Origin of the sequence: Sphingomonas sp. (assembly GCF_036677245.1) — a bacterium.
In the GTDB taxonomy this organism is placed as follows: Bacteria; Pseudomonadota; Alphaproteobacteria; order Sphingomonadales; family Sphingomonadaceae; genus Allosphingosinicella.
Genome location: NZ_JAKFCG010000079.1, coordinates 1 through 15,509 on the forward strand (window position 1 = coordinate 1; position 15,509 = coordinate 15,509).

Genomic DNA, 15,509 nt, shown 5'->3' on the forward strand with positions numbered 1-15,509 from the left:
TCGTCGATGAAGACGATGCACGGCGCGTTCTTCTTGGCCTGCTCGAACATGTCGCGCACGCGGCTCGCGCCGACGCCGACGAACATCTCGACGAAGTCCGAGCCGGAAATGGTGAAGAAGGGCACGTTGGCTTCGCCGGCGATCGCGCGGGCGAGCAAGGTCTTGCCGGTGCCGGGGCTGCCGACGAGCAAGGCGCCTTTGGGGATCTTGCCGCCGAGGCGAGCGAATTTGGTCGGATCCTTCAGGAACTCGACGATCTCCTGCAATTCCTCGCGCGCCTCGTCGATGCCGGCGACATCGTCGAACGTCACGCGGCCGTGCTTCTCGGTCAGCATCTTGGCCTTGGACTTGCCGAAGCCCATCGCGCCGGAGCCGGCGTTCTTCTGCATCTGGCGCATCACGAAGAAGGCGATGCCGAGGATCAGCAGGAAGGGCAGCGACTGGTAGAGCAGGATCAGCCAGACGCTGGTCTGCTGCTCGGGCTCGGCGCTGAACGCGACGTTACTTCCCTTGAGGCGGTCGATGAGCTTGTCGTCCCGCGGCGCGTTGGTGCGGAACTTCTCGCCGCTGGCCAGCTCGCCGCTGACCACGTCCTTGCCGATCACGACCTGCTTGACGCTGCCTTCATCGACCCGGTTGAGGAACTCCGAATAGGCCATGCCGGTGCTGGCCGTGCCGCGGCCGCCCTCGACGAGCTGAACGAAGATCACCAGCGCGAGCAATATGCCCGCCCAGATAAACAGGCTCTTCATCCAGGGATTGCCCTGCGGCTCCTTATCTTCGCTCATTCACCTTCCGCCTTTCGCTCTGCTCTAGATAGGCATTCCGTGCGCATTGGCAATGTAGGGGAGAAGCCTGAATATCGCCTTGACGCCGGTCCGTGCGGGTTACGCGCCGACTTTGGTCCGCATGGCTCTCGGCGTTCCGCCCTCGCCGCTGATCGCGGCGGACGTCCTCAGCCTTGTCGCCCCGGCTCGCGCTCGAACCGCCAGGTCTCTCCGCCAATGCATTTGACGCCGGCGAGGGTCGCGGTGCCGCCGGCCTCGAGCGTCTCGATCAGCCGGCTCGTCTCGTCGCCGCGCGGCGCCGCCTCCGGCCGGATCCGCGCGAGCAGGCGGAGCAGCAGCCGCCGCTTGAGCTCGGCTGGAATGCCGTCGGGCCGCAGCGCCAGCCTGTCCTGCTCGGCCACGACCCGCTCCTCCTCGAGGCGCTGCGCCGCCCAGTCGAGCGCGGCATCGGCGTCCGCCAGGGCGGCCGCGCTGCGCGCGAGGCCGACCGGCTCGAGCCATCTGCTCCGGGCGAGCTGCGCCCGTACCCGCGCGCGATCGTAGCGCGGATCGGCGTTGCTCGGATCGTCGACCGGCCGGATGCCCGCCGCCTCGACGATTGCGCGAAGCTCGGCGCGCCGCCAGCCGAGGAGGGGCCGAACGACGATCGCCTCGCTGCCGGGAGTCGGCAGGACTCGCTTCGCGCGGATGCCCGCGAGGCCGCCGATGCCGGCGCCGCGGATCAGCCGCATGACCAATGTCTCGGCCTGGTCGTCGGCATGATGCGCGGTCGCCAACGTCCCGATCGAGCGCTCGGCCAGCCAGTCGCCGAGCGCGCGATAGCGCGCCTCGCGGGCCGCACGCTGCAGGCTGGCCCGACCGCGGTCGACCTCGGCGCGAAGGATCGCGTGCGGCACGCCAAGGCGGTGGCAGATGGCGGCGACGAATGCGGCCTCCTCGCCGCTCGCCGCCCGAAGGCCGTGGTCGACCGTCGCCGCCTCGACCTCGCCCGGCAAGGCGGCGGCGGCAAGCAGCAGCAACGCCAGGCTGTCCGGGCCGCCGGAGACGGCAAGGCCGAGCTTCCCGTGGCCGCGAAGCGCGTCGGCCGCACTGCGGAAGCGGTCGATCGCGTTCAAGGGCGGCGCCGGCGACATGCCCATAGGCTTAGGGACTTGCGCGGGGTGGGGAAACCCGCCCGCGACGCTCTGCAGCCGCACCTACTGTCCGCCGGCGGACACTGCTGTACGCAGCCGGACAGTCCATTGCCGGACACCGCCCGGTTTTCGCGCCGACATATGGTGATTTCGACCAATTGTTGGTGCCCCTGAAAACCCCTTCGGCAGGGGGCTTTGCGTCAAATGCCTGATTTTCAAGCCCTCACGGCAATTGGCACGGCGCATGCAAAGCAGCTTTTAGCAGGCCGGGGGGTCCGACCTGCCATCGGATGCAGAAGGAATTTCGCCATGATCAATCGCTCCACTCTCAATATCGTTCGGCACATTTCGGCAGCGGCCGCGCTCGCCGCCATGTTCGTCGGCGCCGCAGCGCCGGCCAGCGCGAAGGCAGCCGTCGGCGCCGCCATCGAATCGTCCGCCACGACCGCGGCGCCTGCCGCCACCGCGCCGCGCGAGCCTTCGGCGAACACCAAATATTGCATGGTCGATGCAATCACCGGTTCGCGCCTGCAGAAGAAGGTCTGCAAGACCAAGCAGGAGTGGAAGGACCTCGGCGTCGACATCGCGGCGAAGTGATCGTCCGGTTCCGCACCGGCTGCGTGCCAGAAGGAGCCTGATCCGCACCGGCCACGATGCCTTGGCCATCGGGCCCACCGTCATCCCACGGATCGAACCAGATCAGGCTCCATCCCGCAGCGCGAGCGATCGCGCTGCGGGGGGCGGCGCTCCACTCATCGGCCCAGGTTGCGCAGTCAGTTTGCCTTAATTTGCGTGCGGCTGTGGGCTCATCCGCATTTCGCGTCGGCGCGGGCTTTGGGAAGCCGCTGCTTCACCCAATCGCGCATCGCGCTGCCGTAGACGTCCTGAAGCTCGTCATAGACCTTGCAGGCCTCGGCGGTCTTCTTGAGCTGCACCAGCGCCTGGCCGAGGAAATAGAGGCTGTCGGGCGCCCGTTCCCCTTTCGGGTTGTTCTGATAGTTGGCGAGGAAGACCTTGGCCGCCGCGGCCGGCTTGCCGTCGTCGAGATAGGCGCGGCCGAGCAGATTCTGCGCGCGGCTCGCGCTGGCATGCTTCGGATATTTCTTGACCGTGGCTTCGAGCGCCTTCTGGGCTTCGGCATAACGCTGGTCGTTCCACAGCCTGTAGCCGGCCGTATAGGCTTCCTCGCCGGCATCGCCGGTGCCCACCTCGTCCGGCGCCCCATTCGGCGTCCGATTCGGCGCCGCCGCTGCGGCAGGCGAAGGCGTGTTGCGCGCGGTCGACGCGCTGCGCTCGCCATTGGTCGGGGATGGGCTCGCCGCGGCGCTGGGCGCTGCCGCTTCGCTCGCGCGCGCTTCGGCGTCGGCGCGCAACTGGGTGACGCTCGCCTCGAGCAGGCGGAGACGGTGCGCATTCTCCTCGCTCTGGCCGGTCAGGGTCCGCAATTGCGCCTCGAGCGAGTCGACGCGCGCGGTGAGATCGGCGAGCGCGCTGCTCGCCGGAAAGCCGCTTTCCAGCGCAGGCGCCTGTTCGGCCGAAATCTCGGCTTCGACGACCGCGCCGGCGCCGCCCGGGAAGACCTTGCGCTGCACCGCGCGCAGCTCCTTTTCGATCACGTCGACCCGCCGCTCGATCGAGCGCTCTTGCGCGGCGGCCGGGATTGAGGCCGGAACCGCGGCAGCGACCAGCAAGGCAAGAACGGAAACGCGCATCAAATTGTCCCCCACAGACATCAGCCGAAGCCTTTACCTAGCAATTGCTGTCGCCAGGATGAAGCGGCTTAGACTTTGATTTAGCGGCCGTTAGTCGCCGTAGCTGCGGGGCGCTGGGCCGCCTGCGCCGGCGCCGGTGGAGCCGGTGCGGCGCGCGCGACCAGGTCGGCGGGGAGCAGGCTGACGTCGGCGATCGTCTTCTCGGCGGCGCCGAGCGCCGGGATCACCGTCGACCCGACCGCGACTTGAAGCGCGTTCGGGCGGCCGGTGAGGATCTGCGGCGCCTTGGCGGTCGCCGGAACGACGTAGCGCTCGCCGGCCTTGAGCGTGTTTTCGAATAATTTGGGTCCGCCATTGCCCTCATAGATCCGCAGCCAGACGTCGGCGGTGGCGGTCAGCACGACCGGTCCGCGCGCGGACGCCGACGCCGGCCCGGCCGCGACGCCGGGCGCGGCTGTCGGCCCACCTGCAGGCGTTGGGGCCGCGGGGGCGGCCGGGGCTTCGATCCCGGCGATCTGGTTCTCGTCCACCGCGGTGTCATCGACCGCTCCGCTGCGCCAGACCAGATAGGAGACCGCAAGCAGCAACGCGATGACGGCGGCCGCGATCGCGATCGAGCGCGGCGGCACCCGCCCCGGATCGGTCGGCTCGTACAGCGACGGGTTGGCCGTGCTCGCCGGCCGGCCGAGCAAAGCGCGCAGCTCGGCGCCGATCTCCGACCCGTCGAGCCCGACCGCATTGGCATAGGCACGCGCGAAGCCGACGCTGTAGGTCGCCGCGGGAAGCGAATCCCACTCGCCATTCTCGATATGCTCGAGGTGACGGACCGGCACGCGCGTCTTGGCGGCGATCTCGTCGAGGCTGATCGAGAGGCGCTCGCGCGCCGCCTTCAGCCGGCTTCCGATCGGATCGGCGGCAAATGAATCCTCTTCCACCTCGATCATCAACGCATCCCTGCCCCAACGCGTCATGCGCACCAGCTCTTCTTACTTTGACACACGACCACGCTTCCTTGTCAACCGGACCACCACGGCCCCCCAAAGACAAGCGCCCGCAGTCCGTACCCTAACGGAACACCGACCCTGAGTCCTACCCTAATGAGACGCCATTTTTCTCGGCCCACGCGGTGAGGCTGGCGCGCATGTCGCTGGGCGGCTTGTCGAGCAGTTTCTCGATCACCGGGCGAAGCTTGGAGCGGTCGAGCGAGCGCACCATCGCCTTCACCTGGCCGACCGAGACCGGCGTGATCGAAAGCCGCGTGAGCCCGATGCCGATCAGCGCCATCGCCTCGAGCGATCGCCCGCCCATCTCGCCGCAGACGCCGACCGGGACCTTGTGGCGGTCGGCCTCGCGCACGACCCGCCGCAGGAAGCGCAGGATCGCCGGGCTCAGCCAGTCGTAGCGCTCGGCGAGCTTGGGATGGGCGCGGTCGGCCGCGAACAGGAATTGGGTGAGATCGTTGGTGCCGATCGACAGGAAGTCGATCCTGGGGAGCAGGATGTCGAGCGTCTCGGCCAGCGAGGGCACTTCGAGCATCGCCCCATAATAAACGTGGCTTGGCGGGGTCTTCTTGCGCTCGGCGAGCCAGCAGCGCTGCTCCTCGACCAGGGCCTTGGCGGCATCGAATTCCCAGGGCTCGGAGATCATCGGGAACATCACGCGCAGCTCGCGGCCCGCCGCCGCTTCGAGCAAAGCGCGCGCCTGCGCCTTCATCAGCGCGGTGCGGTCGAGCGCGAGCCGCAGCGCGCGCCAGCCGAGCGCCGGATTCTCCTCCTGCTCCTCGTCGGCGCGCAAATAGGGCAGGGCCTTGTCGCCGCCGATGTCGACGGTGCGGAACACCACCGGCTTGCCGCCGGCGCCGTCGAGCACCGCGCGATAGAGGCGCTGCTGGCTCTCGCGCCTCGGCAGGGTCGCCGAGACGAGGAACTGGAATTCGGTGCGGAACAGCCCGATGCCGTCGGCGCCGGTGACTTCGATCGCGCCGACGTCGTCGCGCAGGCCGGCGTTGATCATCACCTCGATCTTGACGCCGTCGCGGGTCACGCCGGGCAGATCGCGCATCGCCGCATATTCGGCGCGGCGCTGCTGGCTGACGAGCAGCTTGGCGTCGAACGCCTTGGCGATCGGCGGGGTGGGCCGGACGAACGCGACCGAATCGCTGGTGTCGATCAGGATCGGATCGCCTTCGTTGATGATCTGGCGGACGTTGCGCGCCCGCCCGAGCATCGGGATGCCCATCGCCCGCGCGACGATCGTGACGTGCGCGGTCAGCGAGCCTTCCTCGAGGATCACGCCCTGCAGCCGCTTGCGGTCATATTCGAGCAATTCGGCCGGGCCGAGATTGCGCGCGATCAGGATCGTGTCCTGCTCGAGCCCCGATTGCGCCGCGGTGCCGAGCCGGCCGGAGACGATGCGCAGCAGGCGATTGGCGAGGTCGTCGAGGTCGTGCATCCGCTCCTTGAGCAGCGGATCGTCGATCTCGCGCATGCGCATCCGGGTGCGCTGCTGGACCCGCTCGATCGCCGCCTCGGCGGTGAGGCCGCTGTCGATCGCCTCGTTGATGCGGCGCGACCAGCCCTCGTCATAGGCGAACATCTTGTAGGTCTCGAGGATCTCCTGATGCTCGCCCATCGTCCCGAATTCGGGCTGGCTCGCCATATGGTCGATCTGCTCGCGCATCTTGGTGAAGGCGTTGTAGACGCGCGCGCGCTCGGCCTCGATGTTGTCGGCGACGACATGCTCGATCAGGATGCGGGGCTGGTGATAGACGGCGATGCCGCTCGCCATGCCGGTGACGAGCCTGAGGCCGCTCAGCCGGATCGAGCCGAGGTCGCGGTTGGTGTTGGCGGCGTTGCTCGACTGATCGATCAGGCCGGCGCCGGCGATCATTTCCGACAGCACCATCGCGACCGTCTGGAGCGCCTCGATCTCGAGATTGTCATAGGCGCGCGGATCGACGTGCTGGACCGAGAGCACGCCGACCGAGCGCTCGTTGCGCACGATCGGCACGCCGGCGAAGCTGTGGAACATGTCTTCGCCGGTTTCGGGCCGATAGGCGAATTCCGGGTGCCCCGCGGCCTCGTCGAGGTTGAGCACCGCGACCTGCTGGGCAATCGTTCCGACCAGGCCCTCGCCGAGCGCGAGCTTGGTGACGTGGACCGCGCTCTGGTTCAGGCCGTAGGTCGCGAACAGCTCGAGCAGGCCGTCGCGCAGCAGGTAGATCGAGCAGACCTCGCTGCGCAGCGCGTCGGCGATGATCTTGACCACCCGATTGAGCTTCGCCTGCGTCCCCGTCCGAGAGGCCATGACATTGTGAAGGCCGGTCAAAATCTCGCGGGCTGAGGCTGCTGAGGTGGCGAGCATGGAATGGCGCTAACAGAAAGACTGCGCGCTTCCAATGGGTGGGTGCCCGGGGGTGCCGCCGCGCGCCGGCCCAGCCTGCCGACCGCCCGCGCCCGGCGCACCGGCCACGCGCCGGAGGTTCCTCTCCGAGCGGCCGTTTACGCGGCGGGCGGGTCGCGTCTCACTACGGCACAGCGCGGATTCGGGGGTCGCGGCGCTCTTGTTGCGGCCGGTGAATGGCGACATGTGCTTGAGACGCAGGCGGTTTTCACCGGCTGCCGACAGACAGGGAATGCCTGATGAGAAGCATGTTTGCTGCGTTCCTGCCGAGCCGGCTCACGCGGACCACGCGGACGCTTCCGCTTCGCGCCGGCGAGCCTCGCGAGCAGCTCTATTGGGCGATGCGCGGCGAGATCGATTACTGGCGCGAATATCGCGACATCTACGGCGAGACCGCCGCCGCGGACGTCTTGCGGCGGGTCGCTTTGGCGCTGGCGCAGGCCCGGCACGGCGACGACCGCGTCGTCAGCCGCGACGGGGTCCAGTTCATGATGATCATCGCCGCGCCATCGCCCGACTGGGTCAAGGCCGACGCCGACCGCCATCGCGACGCCGTCGAATCGCTGCAGATCCCGCATCAGGGAAGCCCGTTCGGGGTGGTGACGATCAGCATCGGGCTGGCGACGATCGTCGCCGGCGAGCGCAACGCCACCGCCGATGCGATCGCGCAGGCCGACGCGGCGCTCGGCCGGGCGCGGCGCGCGGGCAATCAGGTTGCTGCGGCGACGGCGCTGGTGCCGGCATGATGCGGCCGAGCAGGGCAACAAGCCGGATCGAGGGGGACGAGCCGAAAATCGGGAGTGGGGGAACCTGGGACACTCAGCGGGGCCAAGGCTCAGCTGCGCACGACACTCATGACCGGAAGTCGACATGAAAAAAGAAGAAGACAGCGCAAAGCCTTATTCGTTCGACCCCTCCTATCGCGGCTATCACGTCGTCTATCGCGAGCGGGAAACCAATTTTTGCCCGGGCTGCGGCAGGACCCAATGGTGGCTCGGCCGCATGTCCGCCGAGTGCGGCTTTTGCGCGACCACCCTGCCGTTCGCCGAATCCCATATGGGCGGCGGCCTGCACGTGCGCTGCGGGACGAGCTCCGGCCCGGTCGAGCCGGCTTACTGAGATTGGCGGGGAGAGCCTTAGCGCCTCTCCCAACCCCTCTCCCGCATGGGGGCGCTGCAAAACTCCGTTCGCGGTGAGCTTGTCGAACCGCTCTCCTTCTTTCTCAGAGAAGAAAAGGCCTTCGACAAGCTCAGGCCGAACGGTTTTTGGGGGTGACCCGGCTACTTTGCAGGGGTCCCGAAAAGGGGGCGGGCTCAGCCCGCGCGCCGCTCCAGCGCGGCTGCGGCCTGATCGACCAGCTCCTGGATGATCTCGGCCACCGGCTGCTCCTGCTTGACCATGCCGACCGACTGGCCGGCCATCACCGAGCCGCTCTCGACGTCGCCGTCGATCACCGCGCGGCGCAGCGCGCCCGCCCAATAATGCTCGATCTGGAGCTGCGCCTCGGCCATTTCGATGCTGCCCGCGTCGAGCAACGCAGCGACCTCGCGCTGCTTGGCCGAGAACGCCTCCATCTCCTTGTTCTTGAGCGCGCGCACCGGGATCACCGGCAGGCGCGGATCGATCTGGACGCTCGGGATCGCGTCGCGCGCCGAGGCGCGGATGAACGCCTTCTTGAAATTGGGGTGGGCGATGCATTCGTGCGCGCAGACGAAGCGGGTGCCGAGCTGCACGCCGGCCGCGCCCATTTCGAGATAGCCGGCGATCGCGCCGCCGCGGCCGATGCCGCCGGCGACGAACACCGGGATCTCGCCCGCGACCTCGGGCAATATTTCCTGCGCGAGCACCGAGGTCGAGACCGGGCCGATGTGGCCGCCCGCCTCCATCCCCTCGATCACCAAAGCATCGACGCCCGAGCGGATCAGCTTCTTGGCGAGCGCGAGGGCGGGCGCGAAGCAGATCAATTTGGCGCCGGTGCCCTTGATCCGCTCGATCGCGCCGGGCGGCGGCAGCCCGCCGGCGAGCACGATGTGGCCGACCGCGTGGCGCCCGCAGACGTCGATCAGCGCCATCAGATCGGGGTGCATGGTGATCAGATTGACGCCGAACGGCCGGTCGGTGCGCTTGCGGGTCTCGCTGATCTCGGTGTCGAGCAGCTCGGGGCTCATCGCGCCGCAGGCGATCACGCCGAACCCGCCGTTGTTCGAGATCGCCGAGACGAGGTTGCGCTCCGAGATCCAGCTCATCGCGCCGCCCATGAACGCGATCTCGCAGCCGAGCAGCTCGGTGCCGCGCTTCATCAGCCGCTGCAGACGCTCCCTCCCGACGCTTCCGGCGGGGTCTTCAGCGGTGCCGATGCTGCCGGCACCTTCAGCGGGGGGCTGCGGCTGAGCGGCGTTCATTCCGCCGCGTCCTCCTCGGCGTCGAGGCCATAGGCGGTATGGAGCACGCGCACCGCAAGCTCGGTATATTCCTCGTCGATCAGCACCGTCACCTTGATCTCCGAGGTGGTGATCGCGAGGATGTTGATGCCGCGAGCGGCGAGCGCCTGGAACATCTGCGCGGCGACGCCGGCATTGGTGCGCATGCCGACGCCGACCACGCTGACCTTGCAGACGTTGGTGTTGGCGAGCATGTCCTGATAGCCGATCTCGTCCTTGATCTTCTCGAGCACGTCGGTGGTGTGCGCCAGCGCCGCCTTGGGGACGGTGAAGGTGAGGTCGGCGCGCTCGCCGGCGCGCGGCGTGCTCTGCACGATCATGTCGACGTTGACGTTGGCCTCGGCGAGCGGGGTGAAGATCGCCGCGACCGTGCCGGGCCGGTCGGGGAGCTCGGTCAGGGTGATCCGCGCCTCGTTCTTGTCATAGGCGATACCGGTGATGAGCTGGCGTTCCATGGTCTTGTCCTCGATTGCGTCGTCGCCGACCACCATCGTCCCGGGGCGGTCGTCGAACGACGATAATACCTGAATCGGCATGTTCTCGCGCATCGCGAGCCCGACCGAGCGCGTCTGCAGCACCTTGGCGCCGACGCTGGCGAGCTCGAGCATCTCTTCATAAGTGACGATCGGCAGCTTGCGCGCGCGCGGCACGATGCGCGGATCGGTGGTGTAGACGCCGTCGACGTCGGTGTAGATGTCGCAGCGGTCGGCCTTGACCGCGGCCGCGATCGCGACCGCCGAGGTGTCCGATCCGCCGCGGCCCAAGGTCGTGACATGGCCTTCCTCGGTGACGCCCTGGAAGCCGGGAATGACCGCGACGCCGCCGTCGCCGAAGATCTTCTCGAGCACCTTGGCATCGATGCGGTCGATCAGCGCCGCGGCGTGCGCGGTCGAGGTGTGGATCGGCAGCTGCCAGCCCATGTAGCTGCGCGCGTTGACGCCCATGCCCTGCAGGGTGATCGCCAGCAGCCCGCTGGTGACCTGCTCGCCGCTCGCGACGACGACGTCATATTCGCGGCGGTCGTAGAGCGACGCGGCCTCGCGGCAGAGCTGGACCAGGCGATCGGTCTCGCCGGCCATCGCCGAGACGACGACCGCGACCTGGTTGCCGCGGTCGGCCTCGCGCTTGACCAGGTCGGCGACGTGCCGGATGCGCTCGATGCCCGCCATCGAGGTGCCGCCGAATTTCATCACGATACGGGCCATGTCGTTCTGCCGAAAGAATGTTGCCGAAAATGCTGTTGGCGCCGCAAGGTCTGGACCCCCCAGGCGCGGCCCTGATAGGGAGGAGGCATGAGCGATGCAAGCAGGCGGCCAGACGCACCGGAGCCCGCGCCCGGCCCAATTCCCGGGGATACGATCGATCCGCGCGAAGCGGCGCATTTCGGCCGCATGGCCGCCGATTGGTGGGATCCCAAGGGCAGCTCGGCGATGCTGCACCGGCTCAATCCGGTGCGGCTCGGCTATATCCGCGACCAGATCGACCGGCATTGGAGTGGCGACGAATGCGACCGGCGCCCGCTCGCCGGGCGGCGCGCCGCCGACGTCGGCTGCGGTGCGGGGCTGCTCGCCGAGCCGCTGCGCCGGCTGGGCGCGGACGTCACCGCGATCGACGCCGCGCCCGAGAATATCGCCGCCGCCCGCGCCCATGCCGAAGGGCAGGGGCTCGAGATCGACTACCGCGTCGGCGGGGTCGAGGTGCTGGCCGGGCCCTATGATTTGATCACCTCGCTCGAGGTGATCGAGCATGTCGCCGACACCGCCAAGTTCGTCCACGGCCTCGCCGCCGCCCTCGCCGATGACGGCCTGCTGATCCTCTCGACCCCCAATCGCACGTCCTTGTCGCGGCTGCTGATGATCGTGCTCGGCGAGGGGCTCGGCCGGATCCCCAAGGGATCGCACGACTGGGACAAGTTCCTCACCCCCGAGGAGACATGCGCGTTGCTGGCCGACGCCGGCCTCGAGGCGATCGACGTCACCGGCCTCAGCTACAATGTGATGCGCGGCTTCGCGCTGTCCGAGAACAAGGCGCTCGACTATTTCGTGACCGCGAAGCGCTTATAAGTTCCTCCCCCTTATGAGTTCCTCCCCGGCACGGGGAGGGGGACCGCGCACAGCGCGGTGGAGGGGCTGGTGCCTCGGCCTCTTCTTCTCTGAGCAAGAAAGGAAAGCGGTTCGACAAGCTCACCGCGAACGGAGTTTTGCGTGCGTTCCGCTTTGGGAGAGGATCCGCGAAGCGCTTATAAGTTCCTCCCCTGCATTTGCAGGGGAGGGGGACCACCCGCAGGGTGGTGGAGGGGGCCCCTCCACCGCTGCGCGGTCCCCCTCCCCCGGAAAACCGGGGGAGGAATAAGGGTCAGAAAAAATCGACCTTGTCGTAGTGGAGCGGCGGGGCGATCACTTCCATCCGTTCGCCGAGGAACGAGCGGAAGCTCGGGCGCGATTTCATCACCGCATACCAGTCGACCGTCTGCTTGTGGCCGCGCCAGTCGAGCCCGCCGAGATAATCGGCGACCGAGAGATGCGCCGCCGCGGTGAGGTCGGCGAGGCTCAGCACCGGGCCGCCGAGCCAGCGGCGGTGGTCGAGCAAATAGTCGATATAATCGAGGTGGTTGTTGGCGACCTTCATCGCATCGCGCAGCACGCGCGTGTCGGGCGGGTCGCGATTGACCAGCCGCTTGCGCATCCGCTCTTCCATCAGCGGCTTGACGACGTCGCCGTAGAGCCGGTCGTCGAACCAGGCGACGACGCGGCGGACCTCGGCGCGGTTGAGCGCGGTCCCCGGGATCATCGGCGATTTCTCGATCGTCTCCTCGAAATATTCGCAGATCGCGGCCGAATCGATCAGCACGATGCCCTTGGTCTCGTCGACCAGCACCGGCGTCTGGCCGGCCGGGTTGAGATCGAGGAATTCGTCGCGCGCGAGCCACGGCGATTCCCGCACCATCTCATGTGCGACGCCCTTTTCGGCGAGCATCAGCCGCACCTTGCGCGAAAAGGGACAAAGCGGGAATTGGTAGAGCTGCCACATGCGCGCGGACTATTACCGCGCGTCCGCGCCCAGTCTACTCAAAGGATGGTCTAGCCAAAGGATCGTCTACTCAAAGGATCGTCCAGCCATAGGCGGGACCGCTGCAAAACTCCGTTCGCGGTGATCTGCCAAACCCCGTCATGCCAGCGCAGGCTGGCATCCAAGCGGTTGTTGGGAAAGCCGCCGTCGTAGCCCGGCTCGCAACCGGTGGCTTATGCGAGCACTGTCTGGACCCCAGCCTTCGCTGGGGTGACGGGGTAGGAGGTGCGTAGAAAAGCCTGCTTTTACAGAGAAGAAAACGCCTTCGACCAACTCAGGCCGAACGGTTTTGGGCGCTCCGCTCAGTCGTGCTCGCGGCCGGGCAGATCGCGGGTCGCATCCTCGACCCGCCGCTCGACGTCGCGCATCGTCTCGCGCAGCACCGGCGCCAGCACCGCGAGCCGCTCCATCATCACGCCCATGCCGGCGGTGGCCCCGGCCACCGTGCCGCGCATGCGCTGCTCGAAATAAGGGTCGTCGCGCGAGGCGATGTCGCCCAATGTCTCGTCGCGCCGGCGTGGATCGCGGCCGGGATCGACCGCTTCGGCGAGCTCGCCGATCCGCACGTTCATCAGCGCGCCCATCGCGCGGTCGACCGCCCGGCCCGCATCCTCGATCGCTTCGGGCGACGGCAGGTCGGCCACAGCCGGATCGGAGTAAGGGTCGGAATAAGAGTCATAGTAATCGTCGTGCGGAGGAGGCGCGGCGAGGGCGGGCGCAGCGCAGGCGGCGACGGCAGCGGCAAGCAACAGGCGCAAGGCGAATCTCCTCAGCTCGAACACACGCATGTGGCGCGCGCGATCAAACAACGCACGGCATATCCAGCCGTTGCAATAGGTTGCCGGCGATGACCGCGGCCTGAACGATCGCGATCCGTCTCGGCTTCGCGCTGGCGCCGTCTAGGGCAAGCTGCGATTAGATGGGATCGCAGCCTGCCCTACAACCCTTTGATGCCGCATTGCTTCTTGCGAAAAGCCGGTACCCACCTTTTCGCGCAATGCTCTAGCGCGACCCGAGCCAGACCAAAGCGGCGGCGCCGGCGACGATCCGGTACCAGCCGAACGGCGAGAAGCCGTGGCGCGAGACGAAATGGACGAACGCCTTGATCACCACCAAGGCGACGACGAACGAGACGACGAAGCCGACCGCGATCGAATCGAGCCCGACGCCGGTGCCGCTCAGCACTTGCTCGTGGTTCTTGACCAGCTCGAGCGTGCTTGCGCCGATCATTGTCGGCACCGCCAGGAAGAAGCTGAACTCGGCCGCCGTGCGCCGCTCGACGCCGAGCGACAGCGCGCCGAGGATCGTCGCGCCCGAGCGGCTCACCCCGGGGATCATCGACAGGCATTGGATGAAGCCGATGCCGATCACGCGCCCCAGCGGTATATCGGCAACGCCGCTGATGTCGGCGCGCTTGACGAACCGCTCGATCAGCAGGATCGCGATGCCGCCGACGATCAGCGCCACCGAGACGATCTGCGCCGAGCCGAGCATCGCCTCGATCTGCCGGTGCAGCAAAAGGCCGAGCACCGCCGAGGGGATGAACGCGACGATGATGTTGCGCACGAACCGCAGCGAGGTCGGGTCGCGCCGCAGCAGGCCGAGGAACACCGCCCAGAAGGTGCGCCAGTAGAGCACGACCACCGCCAGGATCGCGCCCAATTGGATGACGACGTTGAACACCGCCCAATGTTCGGCATCGTAGCCGAGCAGCGCGCTGGCGAGGATCAGATGGCCGGTCGAGGAGACCGGGATGAATTCGGTCACCCCCTCCACGATGCCAAGGATGATGATCGTGAGGAGGTCCATGTCCGCGTGCCTTACTGAGTGAGGTTCTGCGAGGTCAGTAAGGCGATTTGGCGGCGAAGCGGCCGTGGCGGCGATAGGAGGTCAGCCAGCCTTCGGCGACCGCGGCGAGCGGCGTCGGCAGCAGGCCGAAGCTGCGCAGATCGTCGGTGCCGTCGCGCGCGACATTGTCCTTCTGCAGCATCAGCCACTGGTCCCAGGTGATCGGCGCGCCGGGCGCCCAGCCGGTGAGGCGGGCGAGCAGCCCCGCGACCGGATCGGGCACGTCGATCAGCGCCCGATTGTGCCCGGTCGTCGCGCAGATCCACTGCATCAGCTCGTGCATCGTCAGCACCTGCGGCCCGCCGAGCTCGTAGGTCTTGCCGCCATGGCCGAGCGGATCGAGCGCCGCGGCGGCGACCGCCTTGGCGACGTCGGCGACATAGACCGGCTGGAGCTTCACCTTCGGGCGGATCACCGGCAGGGCAGGGACGAGCCGCGCGAGACCGGCGAAGCGGTTGAGGAAATGATCCTCCTGCCCGAACAGGATCGAGGGGCGGACGATCGTCGCGTCGGGGAAGGCCTCGCGGACGGCCAGCTCGCCCTTGCCCTTGCTGCGGCCATAGGCCGAGGCGCTTTCCGGATCGGCGCCGATCGCCGAGACGTGGACCAGCGCGCCGACCCCGGCCTGCGCGCAGGCCTCGGCGACGTTGAGCGCGCCGGCGATATGGACCCCGCCGAAGTCGCCCTTGAGCAGGCCGACCAGATTGACCACCGCGTCGCTGCCGCGCACCGCCGCCGCGACCTGCGCGGGGTTGCGGATGTCGGCGGTAACGAACTGGGTCTGGCCGAGGCCGCCGAGCGGCTTGAGGAAAAAGGCGCGGCGCGGATCGAGCTGCGCGACCCGCACGCGGGCGCCGCTCTTGTAGATCTGCTGGGCCACGTAGCGGCCCAGAAAGCCGCCGCCGCCGAACAAAGTGACCAGCCGGTTCATCTTCAGTCCCTTGAACGAGAGAGTGCGGCTCCATTGCCCGCTTGGGCCTTCATTGACAAGCGCTCCCGCCCCCCGCTAAGCGCGCCAGCCTACCCCGTGCCCAGGTGGCGGAATTGGTAGACGCACCAGCTTCAGGTGCTGGCGCTCGCAAGGGCGTGGAGGTTCGAGTCCTCTCCTGGGCACCA

At 68.0% G+C, this 15,509-nt stretch carries 15 protein-coding genes and 1 tRNA gene; 5 read left to right on the top strand and 11 right to left on the bottom strand.

All coding sequences use genetic code 11. The annotated features are described in order from the left end of the window. Together V6M48_RS09110 and tilS are read right to left on the bottom strand one after the other, a co-directional pair. On the bottom strand, positions 1 to 788 hold a 788-nt coding region (locus V6M48_RS09110; RefSeq protein WP_332812226.1), incomplete at its 3' end, for an ATP-dependent metallopeptidase FtsH/Yme1/Tma family protein. A gap of 167 nt (positions 789 to 955) precedes the next feature. Further along, entirely contained in the window at positions 956 to 1,921 is a 966-nt protein-coding gene (gene tilS, locus V6M48_RS09115) for a tRNA lysidine(34) synthetase TilS (RefSeq protein ID WP_332812227.1), read from the bottom strand. A 309-nt stretch (positions 1,922 to 2,230) separates the two neighbouring features. On the opposite strand from tilS, the gene V6M48_RS09120 reads away from it, so the two are divergent. Next, positions 2,231 to 2,518 (top strand): hypothetical protein, encoded by a 288-nt coding sequence (locus V6M48_RS09120; RefSeq protein ID WP_332812228.1) that lies wholly within the window; start codon positions 2,231 to 2,233, stop codon positions 2,516 to 2,518. 209 nt (positions 2,519 to 2,727) lie between these two features. Here the strand turns inward: V6M48_RS09120 and V6M48_RS09125 are convergent, their stop codons facing one another. The 3 genes from V6M48_RS09125 to ptsP form a co-directional block, all read right to left on the bottom strand. Then, positions 2,728 to 3,633: a tetratricopeptide repeat protein gene (locus tag V6M48_RS09125; protein ID WP_332812229.1), complete on the bottom strand. Its 906-nt coding sequence runs from the start codon at positions 3,631 to 3,633 to the stop codon at positions 2,728 to 2,730. 80 nt (positions 3,634 to 3,713) lie between these two features. Beyond that, on the bottom strand, positions 3,714 to 4,577 hold the full coding sequence (locus V6M48_RS09130; protein ID WP_332812230.1) for a helix-turn-helix domain-containing protein: 864 nt from the start codon (positions 4,575 to 4,577) through the stop codon (positions 3,714 to 3,716). Positions 4,578 to 4,722: 145 nt separating this feature from the next. Further along, positions 4,723 to 6,996, bottom strand: a complete 2,274-nt coding sequence (gene ptsP, locus V6M48_RS09135; RefSeq protein ID WP_332812231.1) for a phosphoenolpyruvate--protein phosphotransferase — start codon at positions 6,994 to 6,996, stop codon at positions 4,723 to 4,725. 278 nt (positions 6,997 to 7,274) lie between these two features. On the opposite strand from ptsP, the gene V6M48_RS09140 reads away from it, so the two are divergent. Together V6M48_RS09140 and V6M48_RS09145 are read left to right on the top strand one after the other, a co-directional pair. Next, a complete protein-coding gene (locus tag V6M48_RS09140; protein WP_332812232.1) occupies positions 7,275 to 7,781 on the top strand; it encodes a diguanylate cyclase domain-containing protein in 507 nt (168 codons plus the stop codon). 124 nt (positions 7,782 to 7,905) lie between these two features. Next, positions 7,906 to 8,154 (top strand): hypothetical protein, encoded by a 249-nt coding sequence (locus V6M48_RS09145; protein ID WP_332812233.1) that lies wholly within the window; start codon positions 7,906 to 7,908, stop codon positions 8,152 to 8,154. A gap of 194 nt (positions 8,155 to 8,348) precedes the next feature. On the opposite strand, the gene V6M48_RS09150 is transcribed toward V6M48_RS09145, so the two are convergent. Further along, a complete protein-coding gene (locus V6M48_RS09150) occupies positions 8,349 to 9,335 on the bottom strand; it encodes an NAD(P)H-dependent flavin oxidoreductase (RefSeq protein ID WP_332812240.1) in 987 nt (328 codons plus the stop codon). 98 nt (positions 9,336 to 9,433) lie between these two features. Then, positions 9,434 to 10,681 carry an aspartate kinase gene (locus V6M48_RS09155; protein WP_332812234.1) on the bottom strand — a complete coding sequence of 416 codons (1,248 nt, stop codon included), beginning with the start codon at positions 10,679 to 10,681 and terminating at the stop codon, positions 9,434 to 9,436. 87 nt (positions 10,682 to 10,768) lie between these two features. On the opposite strand from V6M48_RS09155, the gene ubiG reads away from it, so the two are divergent. Continuing rightward, positions 10,769 to 11,539, top strand: a complete 771-nt coding sequence (gene ubiG, locus V6M48_RS09160) for a bifunctional 2-polyprenyl-6-hydroxyphenol methylase/3-demethylubiquinol 3-O-methyltransferase UbiG (RefSeq protein WP_332812235.1) — start codon at positions 10,769 to 10,771, stop codon at positions 11,537 to 11,539. 292 nt (positions 11,540 to 11,831) lie between these two features. Here the strand turns inward: ubiG and V6M48_RS09165 are convergent, their stop codons facing one another. The 4 genes from V6M48_RS09165 to V6M48_RS09180 all read right to left on the bottom strand — a co-directional run bounded on the left by V6M48_RS09165 (position 11,832) and on the right by V6M48_RS09180 (position 15,324). Continuing rightward, a complete protein-coding gene (locus tag V6M48_RS09165) occupies positions 11,832 to 12,506 on the bottom strand; it encodes a glutathione S-transferase family protein (RefSeq protein ID WP_332812236.1) in 675 nt (224 codons plus the stop codon). Between the two features lie 341 nt (positions 12,507 to 12,847). Next, entirely contained in the window at positions 12,848 to 13,303 is a 456-nt protein-coding gene (locus V6M48_RS09170; protein ID WP_332812237.1) for a hypothetical protein, read from the bottom strand. A 244-nt stretch (positions 13,304 to 13,547) separates the two neighbouring features. Continuing rightward, on the bottom strand, positions 13,548 to 14,354 hold the full coding sequence (locus V6M48_RS09175) for an undecaprenyl-diphosphate phosphatase (protein WP_332812238.1): 807 nt from the start codon (positions 14,352 to 14,354) through the stop codon (positions 13,548 to 13,550). A 34-nt stretch (positions 14,355 to 14,388) separates the two neighbouring features. Beyond that, positions 14,389 to 15,324 (bottom strand): complex I NDUFA9 subunit family protein, encoded by a 936-nt coding sequence (locus V6M48_RS09180; RefSeq protein ID WP_332812239.1) that lies wholly within the window; start codon positions 15,322 to 15,324, stop codon positions 14,389 to 14,391. A 98-nt stretch (positions 15,325 to 15,422) separates the two neighbouring features. On the opposite strand from V6M48_RS09180, the gene V6M48_RS09185 reads away from it, so the two are divergent. Continuing rightward, positions 15,423 to 15,509, top strand: a tRNA-Leu gene (locus V6M48_RS09185).

What these genes read in the sequence shown, in the direction of transcription:
- tilS (WP_332812227.1), bottom strand. Translation starts at nt 1,921, where the DNA reads ATGTCGCCGGCGCCGCCCTTGAACGCGATCGACCGCTTCCGCAGTGCG.
- V6M48_RS09120 (WP_332812228.1), top strand. Translation starts at nt 2,231, where the DNA reads ATGATCAATCGCTCCACTCTCAATATCGTTCGGCACATTTCGGCAGCG.
- V6M48_RS09125 (WP_332812229.1), bottom strand. Translation starts at nt 3,633, where the DNA reads ATGCGCGTTTCCGTTCTTGCCTTGCTGGTCGCTGCCGCGGTTCCGGCC.
- V6M48_RS09130 (WP_332812230.1), bottom strand. Translation starts at nt 4,577, where the DNA reads ATGATCGAGGTGGAAGAGGATTCATTTGCCGCCGATCCGATCGGAAGC.
- ptsP (WP_332812231.1), bottom strand. Translation starts at nt 6,996, where the DNA reads ATGCTCGCCACCTCAGCAGCCTCAGCCCGCGAGATTTTGACCGGCCTT.
- V6M48_RS09140 (WP_332812232.1), top strand. Translation starts at nt 7,275, where the DNA reads ATGAGAAGCATGTTTGCTGCGTTCCTGCCGAGCCGGCTCACGCGGACC.
- V6M48_RS09145 (WP_332812233.1), top strand. Translation starts at nt 7,906, where the DNA reads ATGAAAAAAGAAGAAGACAGCGCAAAGCCTTATTCGTTCGACCCCTCC.
- V6M48_RS09150 (WP_332812240.1), bottom strand. Translation starts at nt 9,335, where the DNA reads ATGAAGCGCGGCACCGAGCTGCTCGGCTGCGAGATCGCGTTCATGGGC.
- V6M48_RS09155 (WP_332812234.1), bottom strand. Translation starts at nt 10,681, where the DNA reads ATGGCCCGTATCGTGATGAAATTCGGCGGCACCTCGATGGCGGGCATC.
- ubiG (WP_332812235.1), top strand. Translation starts at nt 10,769, where the DNA reads ATGAGCGATGCAAGCAGGCGGCCAGACGCACCGGAGCCCGCGCCCGGC.
- V6M48_RS09165 (WP_332812236.1), bottom strand. Translation starts at nt 12,506, where the DNA reads ATGTGGCAGCTCTACCAATTCCCGCTTTGTCCCTTTTCGCGCAAGGTG.
- V6M48_RS09175 (WP_332812238.1), bottom strand. Translation starts at nt 14,354, where the DNA reads ATGGACCTCCTCACGATCATCATCCTTGGCATCGTGGAGGGGGTGACC.
- V6M48_RS09180 (WP_332812239.1), bottom strand. Translation starts at nt 15,324, where the DNA reads ATGAACCGGCTGGTCACTTTGTTCGGCGGCGGCGGCTTTCTGGGCCGC.